General features: G+C 31.5%; 18 protein-coding genes and 1 CRISPR repeat array. Of the genes, 12 read left to right on the top strand and 6 right to left on the bottom strand.

Going from position 1 to position 18755, the window contains the following annotated elements; genetic code table 11:
* Positions 1–7: 7 nt before the first annotated feature.
* Complete coding sequence (gene cas1, locus SJY43_RS13275; RefSeq protein WP_396601230.1) at positions 8–898, top strand: type II CRISPR-associated endonuclease Cas1; 891 nt, start codon at positions 8–10, stop codon at positions 896–898.
* 10 nt (positions 899–908) lie between these two features.
* Positions 909–1250, top strand: coding sequence for a CRISPR-associated endonuclease Cas2 (cas2, locus tag SJY43_RS13270; protein WP_396601229.1), 342 nt, complete (start codon positions 909–911; stop codon positions 1248–1250).
* 116 nt (positions 1251–1366) lie between these two features.
* Positions 1367–3844: a CRISPR direct-repeat array (repeat unit 46 nt; unit sequence CTTGTGAATTCTCACGTAAAAATACAATTTGAAATCAATTCACAAC).
* Positions 3845–4164: 320 nt separating this feature from the next.
* Here the strand turns inward: cas2 and SJY43_RS13265 are convergent.
* From SJY43_RS13265 to SJY43_RS13255, 3 genes are all read right to left on the bottom strand, one after another.
* Positions 4165–5028 carry a flagellar motor protein MotB gene (locus tag SJY43_RS13265; RefSeq protein WP_396601228.1) on the bottom strand — a complete coding sequence of 288 codons (864 nt, stop codon included), beginning with the start codon at positions 5026–5028 and terminating at the stop codon, positions 4165–4167.
* A 187-nt stretch (positions 5029–5215) separates the two neighbouring features.
* Positions 5216–6205: a glycosyltransferase family 2 protein gene (locus SJY43_RS13260; RefSeq protein ID WP_396601227.1), complete on the bottom strand. Its 990-nt coding sequence runs from the start codon at positions 6203–6205 to the stop codon at positions 5216–5218.
* 77 nt (positions 6206–6282) lie between these two features.
* Complete coding sequence (locus SJY43_RS13255) at positions 6283–6732, bottom strand: type I restriction enzyme HsdR N-terminal domain-containing protein (RefSeq protein WP_396601226.1); 450 nt, start codon at positions 6730–6732, stop codon at positions 6283–6285.
* Positions 6733–6793: 61 nt separating this feature from the next.
* On the opposite strand from SJY43_RS13255, the gene holA reads away from it, so the two are divergent.
* Positions 6794–7798, top strand: coding sequence for a DNA polymerase III subunit delta (gene holA, locus SJY43_RS13250; protein WP_396601225.1), 1005 nt, complete (start codon positions 6794–6796; stop codon positions 7796–7798).
* 346 nt (positions 7799–8144) lie between these two features.
* On the opposite strand, the gene SJY43_RS13245 is transcribed toward holA, so the two are convergent.
* Positions 8145–9638, bottom strand: a complete 1494-nt coding sequence (locus SJY43_RS13245; protein ID WP_396601224.1) for a YfcC family protein — start codon at positions 9636–9638, stop codon at positions 8145–8147.
* Positions 9639–9700: 62 nt separating this feature from the next.
* On the opposite strand from SJY43_RS13245, the gene SJY43_RS13240 reads away from it, so the two are divergent.
* Complete coding sequence (locus SJY43_RS13240; protein WP_396601223.1) at positions 9701–10366, top strand: uracil-DNA glycosylase; 666 nt, start codon at positions 9701–9703, stop codon at positions 10364–10366.
* Between the two features lie 179 nt (positions 10367–10545).
* Here SJY43_RS13240 and SJY43_RS13235 read toward each other — a convergent pair whose 3' ends face one another.
* Entirely contained in the window at positions 10546–10722 is a 177-nt protein-coding gene (locus tag SJY43_RS13235; protein ID WP_396601222.1) for a hypothetical protein, read from the bottom strand.
* Positions 10723–11020: 298 nt separating this feature from the next.
* Entirely contained in the window at positions 11021–11197 is a 177-nt protein-coding gene (locus tag SJY43_RS13230; protein WP_396601221.1) for a hypothetical protein, read from the bottom strand.
* A gap of 352 nt (positions 11198–11549) precedes the next feature.
* Between SJY43_RS13230 and SJY43_RS13225 the strand changes: the two genes are divergently transcribed.
* The 8 genes from SJY43_RS13225 (at position 11550) to SJY43_RS13190 (ending at position 18730) form a co-directional block, all read left to right on the top strand.
* Positions 11550–12389 (top strand): 1,4-dihydroxy-2-naphthoyl-CoA synthase, encoded by an 840-nt coding sequence (locus SJY43_RS13225; RefSeq protein ID WP_396601220.1) that lies wholly within the window; start codon positions 11550–11552, stop codon positions 12387–12389.
* Positions 12377–13297, top strand: coding sequence for a 1,4-dihydroxy-2-naphthoate octaprenyltransferase (gene menA, locus SJY43_RS13220; RefSeq protein ID WP_396601219.1), 921 nt, complete (start codon positions 12377–12379; stop codon positions 13295–13297). Before SJY43_RS13225 ends, menA begins: the two co-directional genes overlap by 13 nt.
* Before the next feature lie 31 nt (positions 13298–13328).
* Positions 13329–14006, top strand: coding sequence for a metal-dependent hydrolase (locus SJY43_RS13215; protein WP_396601218.1), 678 nt, complete (start codon positions 13329–13331; stop codon positions 14004–14006).
* A 111-nt stretch (positions 14007–14117) separates the two neighbouring features.
* Positions 14118–14804 (top strand): DUF2490 domain-containing protein, encoded by a 687-nt coding sequence (locus tag SJY43_RS13210; RefSeq protein WP_396601217.1) that lies wholly within the window; start codon positions 14118–14120, stop codon positions 14802–14804.
* Positions 14805–14835: 31 nt separating this feature from the next.
* Positions 14836–15585: a carbonic anhydrase family protein gene (locus tag SJY43_RS13205; protein ID WP_396601216.1), complete on the top strand. Its 750-nt coding sequence runs from the start codon at positions 14836–14838 to the stop codon at positions 15583–15585.
* A 96-nt stretch (positions 15586–15681) separates the two neighbouring features.
* Positions 15682–16716, top strand: a complete 1035-nt coding sequence (locus SJY43_RS13200; protein ID WP_396601215.1) for an o-succinylbenzoate synthase — start codon at positions 15682–15684, stop codon at positions 16714–16716.
* 2 nt (positions 16717–16718) lie between these two features.
* On the top strand, positions 16719–17651 hold the full coding sequence (locus SJY43_RS13195; protein ID WP_396601214.1) for a lysostaphin resistance A-like protein: 933 nt from the start codon (positions 16719–16721) through the stop codon (positions 17649–17651).
* A 5-nt stretch (positions 17652–17656) separates the two neighbouring features.
* Positions 17657–18730, top strand: coding sequence for an AMP-binding protein (locus SJY43_RS13190; RefSeq protein WP_396601213.1), 1074 nt, complete (start codon positions 17657–17659; stop codon positions 18728–18730).
* Positions 18731–18755 lie beyond the last annotated feature (25 nt).

The raw sequence follows: 18755 nt of genomic DNA, 5'->3' as shown, positions 1-18755 counted from the left end.
TTGAACTATGATTAAAAAAACCATATACATAGGTAATTCTTCATATTTGAAAATTAAACAAAACCAAATGCTAGTTGAGGATGTTGAATCTAAAACTATTAAGGGGAGAGTTCCTATTGAAGATATGGCGTTGTTGGTTTTAGACCATTTTCAAATAACCATTAGCAATCAATTATTAATTCGTTTGCAGGGCAATAATGTGGCTGTTGTAAATTGTGATGCGCACCATTTGCCTTTAGGTTTAATGTTGCCTTTGTATGGGCACTCAGAATATTCAGAAAGAATTAAAAGTCAACTTAAAGTATCTGAGCCTTTAAAAAAGCAATTGTGGAAGCAAACTGTTGAGCAAAAAATTAGAAATCAAAAATCGCTTTTAGATTTAAGCAGCAAAGCATCCGAACCATTATTGACTTATAGTTTAGAGGTTAAAAGTGGCGACGCAACAAATAGAGAAGGCATGGCAGCACAGTATTATTGGAGACATCTATTTAATGATTTTTCGAGAAGTCGTTTTGGAGCAGAACCTAATAATTTGCTGAATTTTGGGTATGCTATTTTGCGAAGTATCGTGGCTAGAGCTTTGGTTAGTAGTGGCTTGTTGCCAGTTTTGGGTATTTATCATCGAAACAAATACAACCCTTACTGTTTGGCCGATGATATTATGGAGCCGTACCGACCTTTTATTGATAAATTGGTTTTTAATTACGTTTCAATGCATGGCATTCAGGAAGAATTAACTAGAGAGATAAAAGCTCATATTTTAACAATAGCCACTCAAGATGTTAAAATAGAAGGTGTAATAAGACCTTTGATGGTAGCCGTTACGACTACCACCGCTAGCCTCTATAAATGTTATACAGGCGAATTAAGACAAATAAAATATCCTGTGTTAGATTAACAACATAAATATGTTAACCGAAAACCGTTATAATGCTTATAGAATTATGTGGGTACTTGTGTTTTTTGATTTGCCAACGGAAACTAAAAAAGAACGAAAAGCGGCTAGCCAGTTTCGAAAAAAATTGCTAGATGACGGATTTACAATGTTTCAGTTTTCCATTTATTTGCGACATTGCCCAAGCAGAGAAAATGCAAAAGTACATACAAAACGAGTAAAGCGAAGTTTGCCCAAACACGGCAAAGTGTGTATTTTAGAAATAACCGATAAACAATTTGGTAATATGGAGTTATTCCATGGTTTAAAAGAAGTAGATATGCCTCAGCCTACTCAACAACTTCAACTATTTTAATCGTTAGGAATTGAAATTAGAGGTTTAAATGATTTTGTAGAATAAGTTTGTTGCAATTTTTGGTTTCAAAAAAGGAATCCCGATGTATTGGTTTTACTCAATAAATCGGGATTGACCTTGTGAATTCTCACGTAAAAATACAATTTGAAATCAATTCACAACTAGTATGGTGTGCCTGTATGAGTTATTAATCTTGTGAATTCTCACGTAAAAATACAATTTGAAATCAATTCACAACCTGCTTACTTCTTTAGCGAGATTAAATTTACTTGTGAATTCTCACGTAAAAATACAATTTGAAATCAATTCACAACGCGCACTCTCTGTTTCTTCCGTATATATTCCTTGTGAATTCTCACGTAAAAATACAATTTGAAATCAATTCACAACGCGACTGGACTAAAACACCAATAGCATTAGCTTGTGAATTCTCACGTAAAAATACAATTTGAAATCAATTCACAACTTTCCACAGGTTATGATTTAAAATTCTATACTTGTGAATTCTCACGTAAAAATACAATTTGAAATCAATTCACAACTGAATTTGCCATTATACTTTTGTTTATTCACTTGTGAATTCTCACGTAAAAATACAATTTGAAATCAATTCACAACATGGTTCCGCAAAACGTGATGCGTCAATTTCTTGTGAATTCTCACGTAAAAATACAATTTGAAATCAATTCACAACTAGTGGAGTTAAAAACATCGTATACCAACGCTTGTGAATTCTCACGTAAAAATACAATTTGAAATCAATTCACAACAATTAGTACTTACAGTTGTTATAACATTAACTTGTGAATTCTCACGTAAAAATACAATTTGAAATCAATTCACAACTGCAATAAAAAACAGCAATATATTTTAGCACTTGTGAATTCTCACGTAAAAATACAATTTGAAATCAATTCACAACGTGGTATAACTTTAGCCGATAAAAAACAAACTTGTGAATTCTCACGTAAAAATACAATTTGAAATCAATTCACAACTAGATAAATACACCGAAGCTATTGGTAAATCTTGTGAATTCTCACGTAAAAATACAATTTGAAATCAATTCACAACACCATGCTTCATATTATAAATCATGGTGCACTTGTGAATTCTCACGTAAAAATACAATTTGAAATCAATTCACAACTAAATGACTTAAACTATCGGCACCAAAATACTTGTGAATTCTCACGTAAAAATACAATTTGAAATCAATTCACAACACCGCCACAGATAATTATAATAACGATACCCTTGTGAATTCTCACGTAAAAATACAATTTGAAATCAATTCACAACTAAACTTCTCGCCTAACTCTGGTAGAAAATCTTGTGAATTCTCACGTAAAAATACAATTTGAAATCAATTCACAACATACAATTAAAATTACTTTATAATCATACTCTTGTGAATTCTCACGTAAAAATACAATTTGAAATCAATTCACAACTAATTCATTAATATAAAACGTTGCATTTTTCTTGTGAATTCTCACGTAAAAATACAATTTGAAATCAATTCACAACTAATTCATTAATATAAAACGTTGCATTTTTCTTGTGAATTCTCACGTAAAAATACAATTTGAAATCAATTCACAACTAACTCTAACCAAGCTTTAGAAATTGGGTTCTTGTGAATTCTCACGTAAAAATACAATTTGAAATCAATTCACAACAACGTTTTAAAACCTGTTACTCAAAAATACCTTGTGAATTCTCACGTAAAAATACAATTTGAAATCAATTCACAACAGCGGACTCGTTAAAAGAAACCAAGACGGCCTTGTGAATTCTCACGTAAAAATACAATTTGAAATCAATTCACAACTGGGCTGATGTTCATGAAGATAAATTAAAACTTGTGAATTCTCACGTAAAAATACAATTTGAAATCAATTCACAACGTAGTTTCTAAGGTGTTAAAAAAGATTAAGCTTGTGAATTCTCACGTAAAAATACAATTTGAAATCAATTCACAACTACTTAGTCGTTTTTGCATTTTAATTAAACCTTGTGAATTCTCACGTAAAAATACAATTTGAAATCAATTCACAACAAACAAACGATTCATTACTAGAAGATTTTTCTTGTGAATTCTCACGTAAAAATACAATTTGAAATCAATTCACAACGTAGGCATAACGATTGATTCTGCTAGAGATCTTGTGAATTCTCACGTAAAAATACAATTTGAAATCAATTCACAACTAGTGGAGTTAAAAACATCGTATACCAACGCTTGTGAATTCTCACGTAAAAATACAATTTGAAATCAATTCACAACGCTTATTAAATAATAAAACCCGTAACTTATCTTGTGAATTCTCACGTAAAAATACAATTTGAAATCAATTCACAACACTGGTTAAGAGTCGAACTTGATAACCATACTTGTGAATTCTCACGTAAAAATACAATTTGAAATCAATTCACAACCACCCCGATGAAAATATTTTGACCTAGTGCCTTGTGAATTCTCACGTAAAAATACAATTTGAAATCAATTCACAACAGCTATGTTGCAGTCTTGCAACAATTTATTCTTGTAAATTCTCACGTAAAAATACAATTTAAAATCAAATCACAACTGATATTTAAGCGTGAATTATATATTTTAGCCTTATATTAAAGCATCATACGGACACGGGCATTGGTTTAAAAACCACGAGAGCGCTACGTAAGTAAGGTGCTTTTCTGTTTGTATATTTAAGTAAGCTTTAACGTTTTTTTAGTAGCATCATTTATTTTTACTACTCATCGGTTTTTTCTTTTCTGATACCCAAAACGATATTACAAATTTTAAGTTGATTTACTAAGCCCGCGTTAAGCCTACCAGCCGGTGTAGGCAGGCGCCATAAAAAAAGCCCAACCTTTCGATTGAGCTTTTAAATATGATATGGAAACTGAATTAGTTAGTTCCTCCAGCTTCAAGGTTTTTCATTTCTTTTTCAATCATGTCGTAAAACTGATCGATTTTTGGAAGGATAACCACACGTGTACGTCTGTTTTTTGCTCTGTTTGCTGCCGTAAGGTTATCTGCTAAAGGCACGTAAGAACTACGACCTGCAGCAATTAACTGCCCTGGGTTAACATCTAAGCTTTGTAATACTCTAATAATAGATGTAGAACGTTTTACACTTAAATCCCAGTTATCTATTAACACACCTTTACTGTATGATTGGCTGTCTGTATGACCTTCTATCATAGCTTCGAAATCTGGCTTGCTATTAATTACTTTAGCTACTTTGGCTAATACTTCTTTAGCTCTTGATGTTACATTGTAGCTTCCGCTTTGGAATAATAATTTATCGGCAATAGAGATAAACACCACACCTTTTTCTACGTTTACTTCAATATCTGGATCGTTAATTCCAACTTCGCGTTTTAAGCTTGTTACTAAAGCTAATGTTACACTATCTTTTCTGGTAATAGCGTCTTGTAAACGTGTTATTTTTAAATCTCTTTCTTTTAAAGTTTCTAAAGACTTTTCAAGGTTTGTTGCACCTTTAGATGTTAATTCTGTTAAGTCTTGAGAACTTTTAATTAAAGCGTTGTTGTTCTTTTTTAAATCGTCTAACTGATCTTTCATAGCCTCAACACGAGCAGTAGCAGAAGCTCTGTCTTCTAAACATGAGTTTAGTTTTACTGTTGCAGAATTAAGTAAATCTTGAGTTTCTTTTTGTTTTGCTTCAAGATCTGTGAACAATTTTTTTGATACACAAGAACTTAGTAAAAGCATTGCTGATGCGCTAAGTAATAAAATTTTCTTCATGATTATAATTAAAGGATTAATTTTCTAAATATTTATACAAAAATATGTAAAAATCGCTCGTTTTTAACATTCTTAACAAAACTTTTACGTGATAATCGAGATTTATGTACGCTAAGGCTTGCCGCTAAATTAAATTGGGCATTTTTTTAATGCTTTGTGGGTTTAGATTAAGTGTTTTATTAACGACTTATAAACTTTTGTAATCTCTTTTTTTAGTTACGAAATAATCGAACACGATAGATGTTCTAGAATAGTAGTTTATTTTGTTTTTTGTAGCTTTTCTTTGCTTTAAAACACGGTTTAAATGCGTGTAATAACTAAAGTGTGCTTTTAGAATGGCTATAAAGTGTTTGGGTTTTAATGCAAATAAGAATTTAATACCCGCAATACCATCTAATATTAGCCTAACAAATAGTTTACCTAGTACAAACCCGTTGGCATTTTTTGTTAATGTGATGAGGCTATTTCTGAAATTTAAATAGGTTTTTTTAGGGTTTGTTTCGTTAAGTGTGGCGCCACCAACATGATACACTTTAGATGTGCCAACGTATTTAATGGAGTGCCCAAGGTTTTTTGCACGCCAGCATAAATCGATTTCTTCCATGTGAGCAAAAAAGTGTTCGTCGAAACCGTTTAAGTCTTTATATAATTTGCTTTTAATAAATAGACAGGCGCCTGTTGCCCAGAAAATTTCGGTGGTATCGTTGTATTGGCCTTCGTCTTTTTCTATGGTTTCAAAAATGCGTCCTCTGCAATACGGGTAGCCATATTTATCTATAAACCCACCTGCTGCGCCAGCATATTCGAAATAGGCTTTGTTTTTATAATCTAATATTTTGGGCTGAATAATGGCTGTTTTTGGGTTGGCTTTAAAGGTTTCTAAAACGGGTTCTAGCCAATTTGGAGAAACTTCTACATCGCTGTTTAATAGACAGAAAACATCGGCTTCTACTGTTTTTAAAGCATCGTTATAACCTTTGGCGTAACCACCGTTTTCTTTATTTTGAATGACCGTGATTGTTGGGTAATTGGAATTGATAAATGCTATAGAATCATCGGTCGAGGCATTGTCTGCCACATAAATATCGGCACCTTGCGAGTGTTGAATAACCGATGGTAAAAACTGGTCTAAGAGTTTTTTTCCGTTCCAATTAAGTATGACGATGGCTAGTTTCAAATTTAATTTAGTGCTTTTTATTTTTTTTTTTTTGTTTACCTTTTTTTACAATTTATGCTACTGTTTACTGAGACTGCTTACTGAGAACTAAACTCCGGGATTTCTTTTAAAAACTGGTAGCGTTCGTTTTCAAAATCCATTTGACAATAATAATGATTTAATCCGTTGGTTACCATCAGGAATGTGGCATTTAACTCTAAATTATAACGTGCAATTTGATCGAATGTGTTTTGTTTGATGCTTATTTTTGGTGCTTTACATTCTACAATAAGATGTATGCTGCCGTCTGAATTATAAACTACAATATCGTATCGTTTTTTTAAGTCGTTTATAATCAATTCTTTTTCAACATTAATTAAAGATTTAGGATAGCCTTTTTCTTGCATTAGGAAATGAATGCAATGTTGGCGCACCCATTCTTCGGGTTGTAAAACGATAAATTTTTTCCGTATAGGATCAAAAATGGAAACTTTATTTTCGCTATTTTTGAATCGGAAGTTATATGTGTGGAAATTTAATTGCTGCACCTCACAAATTTATCATTATAATGTCACTTGAAGTGATTTTTAAAGAAATTTTTATCCCGATTTGGACGAAGTCAAACAATTAGTTACTGATATTAAAAACAAAAAGCTGAAGCCTATTTATTTTTTAATGGGCGAGGAGGCTTACTATATTGATAAAATCTCTGATTTTATTGAAGATACTGTTTTAGCTGAAGAAGAGCGCGGTTTTAACCAAATGGTCTTGTATGGTAGAGATGTAACTATTGATGATGTTGTTGGGCAAGCTAAACGTTACCCGATGATGGCCGAATACCAAGTGGTTATTGTAAAGGAGGCTCAAGATTTATCGCGCACCATAGAGAAATTAGCTAAATATGCTGAAAACCCACAACCAACAACAGTTTTGGTTGTAAATTATAAGTATAAAAAGATTGATAAACGTAAAGCGCTTTATAAAACCCTTAAAAAAACGGGGATAGTTTATGAAAGTAAAAAACTTTATGAAAACCAAGTTGCCGATTGGATTCGTCGGGTGCTTTCTCCTAAAAAATATACAATTTCGCCAAAAGCAGCGCAAATGTTGGTTGAGTTTTTGGGTACCGATTTAAGTAAAATTAATAACGAGTTAGAAAAACTTCAGATTGTATTACCTGAAGGAACTCAAATTTCTCCCGATCATATAGAACAGAATATTGGGATTAGTAAAGATTATAACAACTTTGAGTTACGTAAAGCTATTGGCGAGCGTAATTCACTTAAGGTTTATAAAATAGTTACTTATTTTGCTGATAACCCAAAGGATAATCCTATGGTGGTTACGGTGGCTTTATTATTTGGTTATTTCTCGCAATTGCTTCATTTTCATGGATTAAAAGATAAGTCTCCTAGAAGTGTAGCTTCGGCTTTAAGAGTAAACCCATATTTTGTTAACGATTATATAACGGCTGCTAGAAACTTCCCGATGCGAAAGGTTAGTGCTGTGATTTCTACATTACGTGAGTTTGATGTAAGAAGCAAAGGTGTTGGCTCTAATGCTGTTCCGCAAGGCGATTTACTTAGAGAATTAATGGTAAGAATTTTGTCTTAAATGCTGAGTTCTATTTTTATATTGAATGTCAATTCGAGTACTTCGACTAAAGGAGAAGTGTATCGAGAATTATTTTGACAAGGACAAAATCTTAATTTCGATATAATTTTTTTCGCTGCGCTATTAAAAATCACTCAATTTTACAGCTTTTATCTAAATTATAATATTATAGAACTTAGGTTAAAGGGTTTTGAAACCTCTCAGTTTTAGTTCTTAGAGTTGAAATAGTGGTACGAATCGCGTTAGGGATAGTAGTGGATAGCCCACAGCCCGACTTAGGAGGTGCGAGGACTTGTAACGAATAGCCCGACGACGACCTTAGGAGGCGTAACGCCCAAATTATTTTTTATAGATAAACCGAGATTGTTAAAACAAGCATTGTAAAAACAGTTAAAATAATGACTAATGGTATTACAAATTTGAGCCATTTGTTGTAGCCTACTTTTACAATGGCTAAAGATGCTAGAATTAATCCTGTTGGGTTTATAAAAGCGAATAGACCCATGCCGTATTGGTAGGCGTTTACAATCATTTCTCTTCCAATGCCAACACCATCTGCTAGTGGCGACATGATTGGCATGGTTAATACGGCCATTCCTGAAGACGATGGAATAAAGAATGACAGCCCGCCATAAATGTATAACATGGCATTTATAAATACGCCTTTGTTCATGCCATCTGTTGCGTTGCTGGCATAATATAATAGGGTATCGCTAATTTGTCCGTCGTTCATAATAATGGTAATGCCTCTGGCAATTCCAATAATTATGGCCACGCCCAATAACTCTCCAGCGCCTTTTATAAAAACATCTACAAAGGTGTGTTCTTTTATACGGCCAACAATACCAATGGCAATGGCGCCTATTAGAAAAACAACTGTCATTTCTAAAAACCACCATTCTAATTGCGATACGCCATAAATCATAACAATAAAGCAAGAAATGAAAATGATGAGTATGAAACGTAAGCGCGTTGTTAACTTTATGGAATCGTTGGTTGTGCTGCCAAAATGTTGTTCTATTTCTTCTTTTTGATCGTAAATAATAGATTTTGTTGGGTCTTTTTTTACGCGTTGTGCATACCTGATGATGTAAAGGATACAAATAAGTGTGCCTAAACCTAGCATGATAAATCGCCCTGTAATTCCTGTTGTCCAATTTATACCTGCAGCATCAGATGCTATAATAGCACTAAATGGATTTGTAGTTGAGCACATTGACCCGATAGAAGAACCTATATAAATACATGCTAATGGTACCATGGCATCATATTTTGCAGCTAAAAATATAGGAATAAGAATGGGGTAGAAGGCTATGGTTTCTTCGGCTAGGCCAAAGGTTGTGCCTCCAATTGCTATTAAGGTGGTTACTAATATTATGAGTACGTATTCGTAACCTTTTAGCGTTTTGGCAAGCCATGATATACCTGCATCAAAAGCATTGGTGTAATTAATAATACCTATAAGTCCGCCAATTATTAAAACAAGAAAAATAATATCTGCGCCTTCAATAATACCTTTTATTGGGGATTTTATAAAGGCAATGATGCCTTGAGGTTTTGCTTCAACTTGCTTGTACGTATTAGGTATGCCAATAGGTTTCCAGATATCTCCATTTGTAAATTTCTCTACTGGGATTTTAATATCAAGACTGTTTAACGTTTCTTGTGTTGCCGGAAGTGTGGTGCTTTTATCTGAATTTTTTTTTATGAATGTATTTTCAACTTTATCGTAGGCTAAAGTATCATATGTTCCAGAAGGGACAAACCAAGTTAAAATAGCTACTAATCCTGCAATAATTATTAATATGGTTTGTGCTGTTGGGAATTTTAGTGTTTTCAATACCGTATTTTTTATTTAGAATAAAGATAGTATTATTTTAGTTTTATTAAATCTTATATAAAATGAACTTTGATATTCATAAAAGTTGGAAATCCTATTTGAAAGAAGAATTTAAGAAGGACTATTTCTTAGAACTTACTGAATTTGTGCAATCTGAATATAAACAGCACACTTGTTTTCCTCCTGAAAATCAAATATTTAATGCCTTTAACTATTGTGCTTTTGAAGATGTGAAAGTGGTTATTATTGGTCAAGATCCTTACCATGGTGAAGGGCAAGCTAATGGTTTGTGTTTTTCTGTTCATGATGGTATAAATCATCCACCGTCATTAAAAAATATTTTTAAGGAGATTGAATCCGATTTAGGCGAGCCTTACCCAGAAAGCGGAAATTTGATGCGTTGGGCTAATCAAGGTGTTTTATTGTTAAACGCAACCTTAACGGTTAGAGCGCATGAGGCTGGAAGTCATCAAAAAAATGGTTGGGAAGTCTTTACAGACGCAATAATAAAATTGTTAAGTGCTGAAAAAGAAAACATTGTGTTCTTACTTTGGGGAGGTTTTGCTAAAAAGAAAATTAAATTGATTGATGTTAAAAAACATTGTGTATTAACATCGGGTCACCCATCTCCTTTAAGCGCCAATAGAGGGTACTGGTTTGGAAATAAAAACTTTAGTGAAACAAATAAGTATCTCACAAAAAATAAAATCAAGTCAATAGTGTGGTAGAGTCTACTAATTTTTTTTGTTTCTCAAATGTACATGAAAGAGCATAAATAGTGCTAAAACAATTGAAACAAAAAGAAAAGTTGAATATATAATGAAGTACATTTTTGGGGTCTGTTTATTTATCAGTAAGTAAGACACAAAATATTGTAAATGGTCACTTGAAAAATAAAATAAAGTGATTAACTTCCTGTTGGAGCAAGTATTTGAGCTGTTGATGAATTAACAACTTGAGTTCTTAAAACAATTGGTTTTTTATCAATCTTTTTTGATTTAATAGTTTTGTTGCAGCTAAATTTCAAAAGAATTAAATTGATAATTACAAGACAAGAAATAATTAGAGTAATTGTTAATAACATAGGCGTTTGTTTAAAGGTTCTGCTTATCAGACACTTAATAGTTCTGTTCGTCACTTTTAAACATTAACTTTCAATAATAACAAGTATTTTGAATTGAAGAAATAGCAATTGAAGAGTGCTAAGAATATGAGATTTTATCCATTTTCTTTGATTTAAAAGTGTTACAGATAAACTTCGAAAGAAAAAAAATGATAATTTAATAGTTTAAAATATTACAAGTAAATATTTTAAACATAAAAATTAGTGTACGAAAAAATCTTCATACACTAATTTTTTATATTCTTCATTTTAACAAAAACTAACTTCCAGTAGGAGCTAGAGTTTGTTCTGCAGAAGAAATAACAATGCGAGTTCTTAATACGATAGGCTTTTTATCAACCTTTTGAGTTTTAATAGTTTTATTACAACTAAATTTCAAAAGAAATAAATTGATAACTACAAGACTAAAAATAATTAAAGTAATTGTTAATAACATAGGCAATGGGGTTTATATTTTCGGCAAAATACTAATTATTCCGATTAAATGCAATTTTTTTGTCAATAAAGTGTTAATATCTCATTTAATTTCAAAACAAAATTAATAAATAAAAGACTACAAACAATACGTAGTTGTACCTATTTTGTATTTTTATTAGATGTCCAATTTATCATATTAAAAATTGTTGACTTTATAATTACTTAGGAGTTAATTTGTGTAGTATGCAATTTTATAACATAATGTGTAATTCTGAATTATATCCGTTTTACTTGGGTTTTTTTAAAGTTTTTGAAATGAAATTGTTCATTCTAATGAAATAAATTTATTTTTGAATAAAATAAGAACAAACATGAATCAACCTGAATGGGTAATAGTTAAAGAGTATCAAGATATTACTTATAAAAAGTGTAATGGTGTCGCTAGAATTGCATTTAATAGACCAAATGTTCGAAATGCTTTTCGTCCTAAAACAACAAGTGAATTATACGATGCTTTTTATGATGCAAATGAAGATGTAAATATAGGTGTCGTTTTATTATCTGCTGAAGGCCCATCAACAAAAGATGGTGTGTATTCTTTTTGTAGTGGAGGCGACCAGAAGGCTAGAGGCCATCAAGGTTATGTTGGAGAAGATGGATATCATCGTTTAAACATTCTTGAAGTTCAGCGTTTAATTCGTTTTATGCCAAAAGCCGTTATTGCTGTTGTGCCTGGTTGGGCCGTTGGAGGCGGACATAGTTTACACGTGGTTTGCGATTTAACGTTGGCCAGTAAAGAGCACGCTATTTTTAAACAAACAGATGCAGATGTTACTAGTTTTGATGGTGGTTACGGTTCTGCATATCTTGCAAAAATGGTTGGGCAAAAAAAGGCTCGAGAAATCTTTTTTTTAGGAAGAAATTATTCTGCTCAAGAAGCTTATGATATGGGCATGGTAAATGCGGTTATTCCTCATGATGATTTAGAAAGCACAGCTTATGATTGGGCTCAAGAAATATTAGCAAAATCTCCAACCTCTATTAAAATGCTAAAATTTGCTATGAATTTAACTGATGATGGTATGGTTGGGCAACAAGTTTTTGCTGGAGAAGCTACACGATTAGCATATATGACAGATGAAGCCATAGAAGGAAGAAATGCTTTTTTAGAGAAGCGTAAGCCTAATTTTGCAAAAAAATGGATTCCATAATGCAAAATATTTCTACTTGGATTTCTGCAATGCGCTTAAGAACTTTACCACTTTCAATTGCTGGTATTATCTTAGCGGCTTGTTTTGCAAATTATAATGGGGTTTTTAAATGGGATATATTTATACTTGCCTTGCTAACAACACTTAGTTTTCAAATTCTTTCTAACCTAGCAAACGATTATGGTGATGGAATAAAAGGAACGGATAATGAAGATCGAATTGGTCCAGAACGTGCCATACAATCTGGAGACATTTTGCCCGAAGAGTTATTTAATGCTATCAAATTAAATATTGTTATCTCAATTATTCTTGCTTTTACTTTAATATTTGCTGCATTTGGTTCAAAGCATTTTTTGCTTACTTTATTGTTTTTTCTGCTAGCTATTGGCTCTATTGTTGCAGCAATTCGTTACACGGTAGGTAGTAATGCTTATGGTTATAATGGTTTAGGCGATGTTTTTGTGTTCTTGTTTTTTGGTGTTATTAGTGTTATTGGTTGCTATGTTTTATTTGCAAAACAATTGGACCATGTTACATTTTTACCAGCTATAACTATTGGTTTATTAAGTACAGCTGTGTTAAATTTAAATAACATGCGTGATAGATTGACAGATGAAAAAGCTAATAAAATTACATTAGCCGTAAAGTTAGGCGAACGAAATGTTAAGAAATATCATAATGTTTTAGTTTTTGGTGCAATCATATTATCAGGATTGTTTGGGGTTTTATATTTTACATCGCCATATAATTTAATTTTCATGATTACTTATGTGCCGTTACTGTTACATTTAAAAAGAGTAAACAGAAACATAGACCCAAAATTATTTGACCCAGAACTTAAGAAGTTAGCGTTAACAACAGTATTGTTAGCGGTTTTAATGGGAGTTGGATATTTGTTGCCATTATAAATTATTTTTTTTAAACTTTAATTCTTTTCATATGAAAATCACGTTTTACGGTCATGCAAGTTTAGGCATTCAAATAAAAGATATTAATATTCTTGTTGATCCTTTTATTACGCCTAATGAAAAAGCATCGCAAATTGATATAAATACGCTTAAAGCGGATTACATTTTAGTTACACACGCACATCAAGATCATATTGCAGATGTGGAAGCAATAGCTAGACTTACTGGTGCTATAATTGTTTCAAACTACGAAATAGTAACTCATTTTTCAGGATTAGGATTAGAAGGACACCCCATGAACCATGGAGGAACTTGGGATTTTGATTTTGGGTCTGTAAAATATGTGAATGCCATTCACACATCGTCATTTCCAGATGGAAGTTATGGTGGCCAGCCTGGAGGTTTTGTAATTGAAGGCGAACATAAAAACATTTATATAGCTGGTGATACTGCTTTAACTTTCGATATGAAGTTAATACCTCTGCAAACCAAGTTAGATTTAGCAATTTTACCAATAGGCGACAATTTTACCATGGGAATAGATGATGCTATTTTAGCTAGTGATTTTGTTGAGTGCGATAAAGTTTTAGGCTATCATTATGATACATTTGGTTACATTGAAATAGATCACGAAGTAGCAAAGCGAAAGTTTTTTGATAGAGATAAAGACTTGATGTTATTACTAATTGGCGAATCCATAGAATTATAAATTTATAATCAATTTACTTTCCTTATTGCATCATAAATTAAAATGATGTAACATCTTTTTTTTATTAATATAATAGTATTACTTTTAATATTGAAATTAAAACATTCAAATATGAGATTTAAACTATTAATATTAGCTTTACTATCAGTATTGTATTGCGAAGCACAAGTGGAACAATCAAAAACTGGTGCATGGTATATGTATTTTTTCAATAATCAATTTGAAAACAGTCAATTTGGAGTTCAAGGGGATTTGCAATATAGAAATTGGAATGCCATAGGAGATTTAGAGCAGCTTTTAATTAGGACAGGACTAACATATACACCAAAAAATGTCGAGGCTCTATTCACTTTTGGTATAGCAAATATTACTACTGGAGCTTTTGGAGATAGTAATGATACAACAAACGAAACGAGACTGTATCAAGAAGCATTAATTCCCCAGAAATTAGGTAATAGAGTGTATTTAAATCATAGATTTAGATATGAGCAACGCTTTGTGGAAGATCAAGATTTTAGAACAAGGTATCGTTACAATATTTTTATAAATGTACCAATAAATAAAAAAGACCTATCAAAAAATGCAGTATATGCTGCTTTCTATAACGAATTGTTTATTAATGGTCAAACAAACATTGGTAATGCTAGAAGTGTGGAGTTGTTTGATAGAAATAGAACGTATTTAGGATTAGGGTATGTTTTAAAACCAGGACAAAGATTTCAACTAGGTTGGATGAATCAAAAAACGGTGACTTGGGGTAAAGGGCAGCTTCAATTAAGTTTTCATCACAATTTTTAACATTTAATATTAACAATTAATATATATAGCTATGAAAAAAAGTTTAAAAATTTTAGGTATCGCAGTATTAGCAATTGGTCTAATTTCTTGTGAAGATTCAAAAAAAGAAACAAAAACGGTGGTTGATACAGTTATAGAAACACCACTTAAAAGTATTTTAACTGCTGAAGAGCAAGCAAATATGAGTCCAGACGAAATTATTGGAAGGCTCAAAAAAGGAAATGAAAATTTTGTAAATAACAATCTAACGCGCAGGGATCACTCAGAACAGCGTAGAAAAGCTACAATCGGTCAATATCCAAAAGCCATAGTATTATCCTGTGTTGATAGTCGAGTTCCTGTAGAAGATGTTTTTGATTTAGGTATTGGTGATATTTTTGTAGCAAGAGTTGCCGGTAATGTTGAAAACAGAGATATTGTAGGTTCTATGGAATTTGCATCTGCAGTAGCTGGTTCAAAATTAGTTATAGTTATGGGGCACACAGCCTGTGGTGCTGTAAAGCATGCTATTGATAACACAGATGCAGCCTCTATGAATATGAATGCTTTAAATGATTTATTAAATGAAATAAAGCCATCTGTAGCACTCACAGAAAAGAATGGTGAAGTATCTTCAAAAAATGTAGACTTCACAAATAGTGTTATAAATAATAATGCTATTAAAACGGTTGAAGACATTAGAAAAATGTCGCCAGTAATGGCTTCTTTAGAGAAAGAGGGGAAAATTAAAATAGTAGCTGCTGTTTATGATATGGAAACAGGTAAAGTAAAATTTATTTAATAATATTAGTTTGGTTTAGTTAGTTAGGAAAACAGGCATCTAAAATTTAATAGATGCCTGTTTTTTTTATATACAATGTGTATTTTTGAAAAAATTATGAAAGCTACTTACAAAAAGCACATTTTAAATTTTAAACAAGCCAGCGGTACCTCCCGCGGTGTTCTAAAAACAAAAGAAACATGGTTTATTCTTCTACAATCTGAGCATAAAAAAGGTATTGGTGAATGTGGGCTGTTTAGAGGCTTGTCCATAGATGATAGACCAGATTATGAAGATAAACTTAAATGGGTTTGTAATCATATTGACTTAGGCTTAGATGCATTATTAATGGCATTAATTGAGTTTCCTAGTATTCAAATTGGTTTAGAGACAGCTTTTAAATCTTTTGAAAGTGAAGATTCATTTAATTTATTTCCTTCTAAATTCACTAATAGCGAAGATTCAATTCCTATAAATGGTTTAATATGGATGGGAAGTGAGGCGTTTATGAATCAGCAAATCAAAGAAAAAATTAATGCGGGTTTCAATTGTATTAAAATGAAAATTGGTGCTATAGATTTTCAAACAGAATTAAATCTTTTAAAATCAATTAGAAAAGAATTTTCATCTAACGATATAGAATTAAGAGTAGATGCTAACGGCGCATTTCATCCTTCTGAAGCTTTAGAGAAATTAAAAGTGTTATCAGAATTAGATTTACATTCTATTGAGCAACCTATTAAACAAGGGCAAATAGAAGCTATGGCTTCACTTTGTGAAAACACACCATTACCAATTGCTTTAGATGAAGAATTAATAGGTGTTTTTAGTGTAACAAAAAAACAGGATTTACTACAAATTATTAATCCGCAGTACATCATTTTAAAGCCTAGTTTGGTTGGCGGATTTAAAGGTAGTGATGAATGGATTAGTCTAGCTGAAAACCAAAATATTGGTTGGTGGATTACAAGTGCTTTGGAAAGCAATATAGGATTAAATGCCATTTCACAATACACATACACAAAAAAAAGTAATTTACCGCAAGGACTTGGTACAGGAAGTTTATTTTTAAATAATTTTGAGAGTCCTTTACAAGTAAAAAATGGTAAATTGCACTACCTTAAAATGGTAGATTGGAAATTTAATATTTAATTATGGATTATATACAACAGGCTTATAAAGGGAAATTCCAATTTTGGAAATATCTTCTTATACCGGGAGGTTTCCTAGGTTTAATGGTCTTAAATTATTTAGCTATAAAATTATTAAATCTAGATGTTGATAAAATTATTCAATCTGAAATAAAATCTAAAGGTGAGAATAGGTTCTTAATTGAAATGCTTTTACCTTTTGCAGTTGGCTTAAGCCTACTTTTTTTATGGGTAAAATATATTCATAAACAGTCTTTAGTTTCGTTAACAACTGCTCGAAAAAATATTGACTGGAAACGGTTTTGGTTTATATTCATTTTGTGGGGTATAATTTCAAGTAGTTTTGTGTTAATTGATTACTATATGAGTCCAGAAGATTATGAGTTTAATTTTCAGCTTAAACCTTTTTTAATTTTAGCGGTTATTGCAATACTTTTTATTCCTTTACAGACTAGTTTTGAAGAATATTTGTTCAGAGGTTATTTGATGCAAGGTATAGGTGTGATTTCCAAAAGTAAATGGGTGCCACTTCTATTAACATCAGTAATATTTGGTTTAATGCATATTGCAAACCCAGAAGTAGATAAATTAGGACCAGTTATTATGATATATTATATAGGAACCGGTTTGTTTCTTGGAATCATAACGTTAATGGATGATGGATTAGAGTTAGCTTTAGGGTTTCATGCCGCTAATAATTTATTTACAGCATTATTAGTAACAGCAGATTGGACTGCTTTTCAAACACATTCAATATTAAAAGATTTATCAGATCCTTCAGAAATGGCTTTGGCAGAAATATTTGTGCCCGTTTTTGTTGTTTTTCCTATTTTACTTTTTATACTATCTAAAAAGTATAATTGGACCAATTGGAAAGATAAACTTTTAGGAAGCGTAATAGAACCACCAAAAGAAGATTATAAAATTATAGATTAGATATTATGACACCAAATTACAGAAATGTACACTTAAAATTTAAATTAGATAATTTAAGCTACAAGTATGACGACCTTATGGAAGTTGCTTATAGTTATGTTAAGGAAGGATTGCCTTATCAATACGAACTAGGAAACTTTCTATTAGATTGGTTAGATGAAAAAGACTATATTATTGTTAAAACATCTGGATCTACAGGAAAACCTAAAAATGTTAAAATAAAGAAACAGGCTATGGTAAATTCGGCAATAGCAACTGGCGATTATTTTAAATTAAAACCAGGTGATAAAATTTTAAATTGCCTGCCATCAAACTTTATTGCTGGTAAAATGACAATTGTAAGAGCTATTGCTTTAGGTTTGGAATTAGATATGGTACAACCTGCAGCTTTACCTTTAATTGATTACGAAAAAGATTATACGTTTTGCGCTTTTACCCCAATGCAACTTAAAAATTTCGCAAAGTATTTAAAAAACATAAAAACAGTAATAGTTGGTGGTGGTAGAGTTTCTCAAGCTATTGTCGATCTTATAAAAGATAAAAAACCTAATGTTTATGAAACTTATGGGATGACTGAAACAGTATCTCATATAGCTGTAAAAAAACTGAATAATTTTACTGGAGAAAAAGAAGAAGAATTTTTTACGACACTTCCTGGTATTAAAGTTTCTAAAGATGATAGAGGGTGTTTAGTAATTAACGCTCCAAAATTATCAGATGAAGAAATTATCACAAATGATATTGTAAATGTAATTTCAGATTCTAGTTTCGAATGGTTAGGTCGTTTTGATAACGTTGTAAACTCTGGAGGTATTAAGTTGTATCCAGAACAAATAGAAAGTAAGCTACAAGATAAAATACCTGGAGAATTTTTTATTGCTTCAAGAGAAGATGATACATTAGGTGATAAACTTATTTTAGTTGTTGAAGGAGAAAAAAGAGATATAGATAATTCAATTTTTAGTGAGTTAGATAAATATGAAAAGCCTAAAGAAATTCATTTTGTAACTAATTTTAAAGAAACTAAATCTGGTAAAATTCATAGAAACAAAACTTTAGAGGCCTTAAACTTAATATAACAAGGCCTTCATATCACATACTTTA

Origin of the sequence: Algibacter sp. R77976 (assembly GCF_044594645.1) — a bacterium.
Classification (GTDB): domain Bacteria; phylum Bacteroidota; class Bacteroidia; order Flavobacteriales; family Flavobacteriaceae; genus Algibacter_B.
The sequence above is the reverse complement of the archived record's forward strand: the minus strand, read 5'-3'. Positions and strand labels throughout refer to the sequence as shown.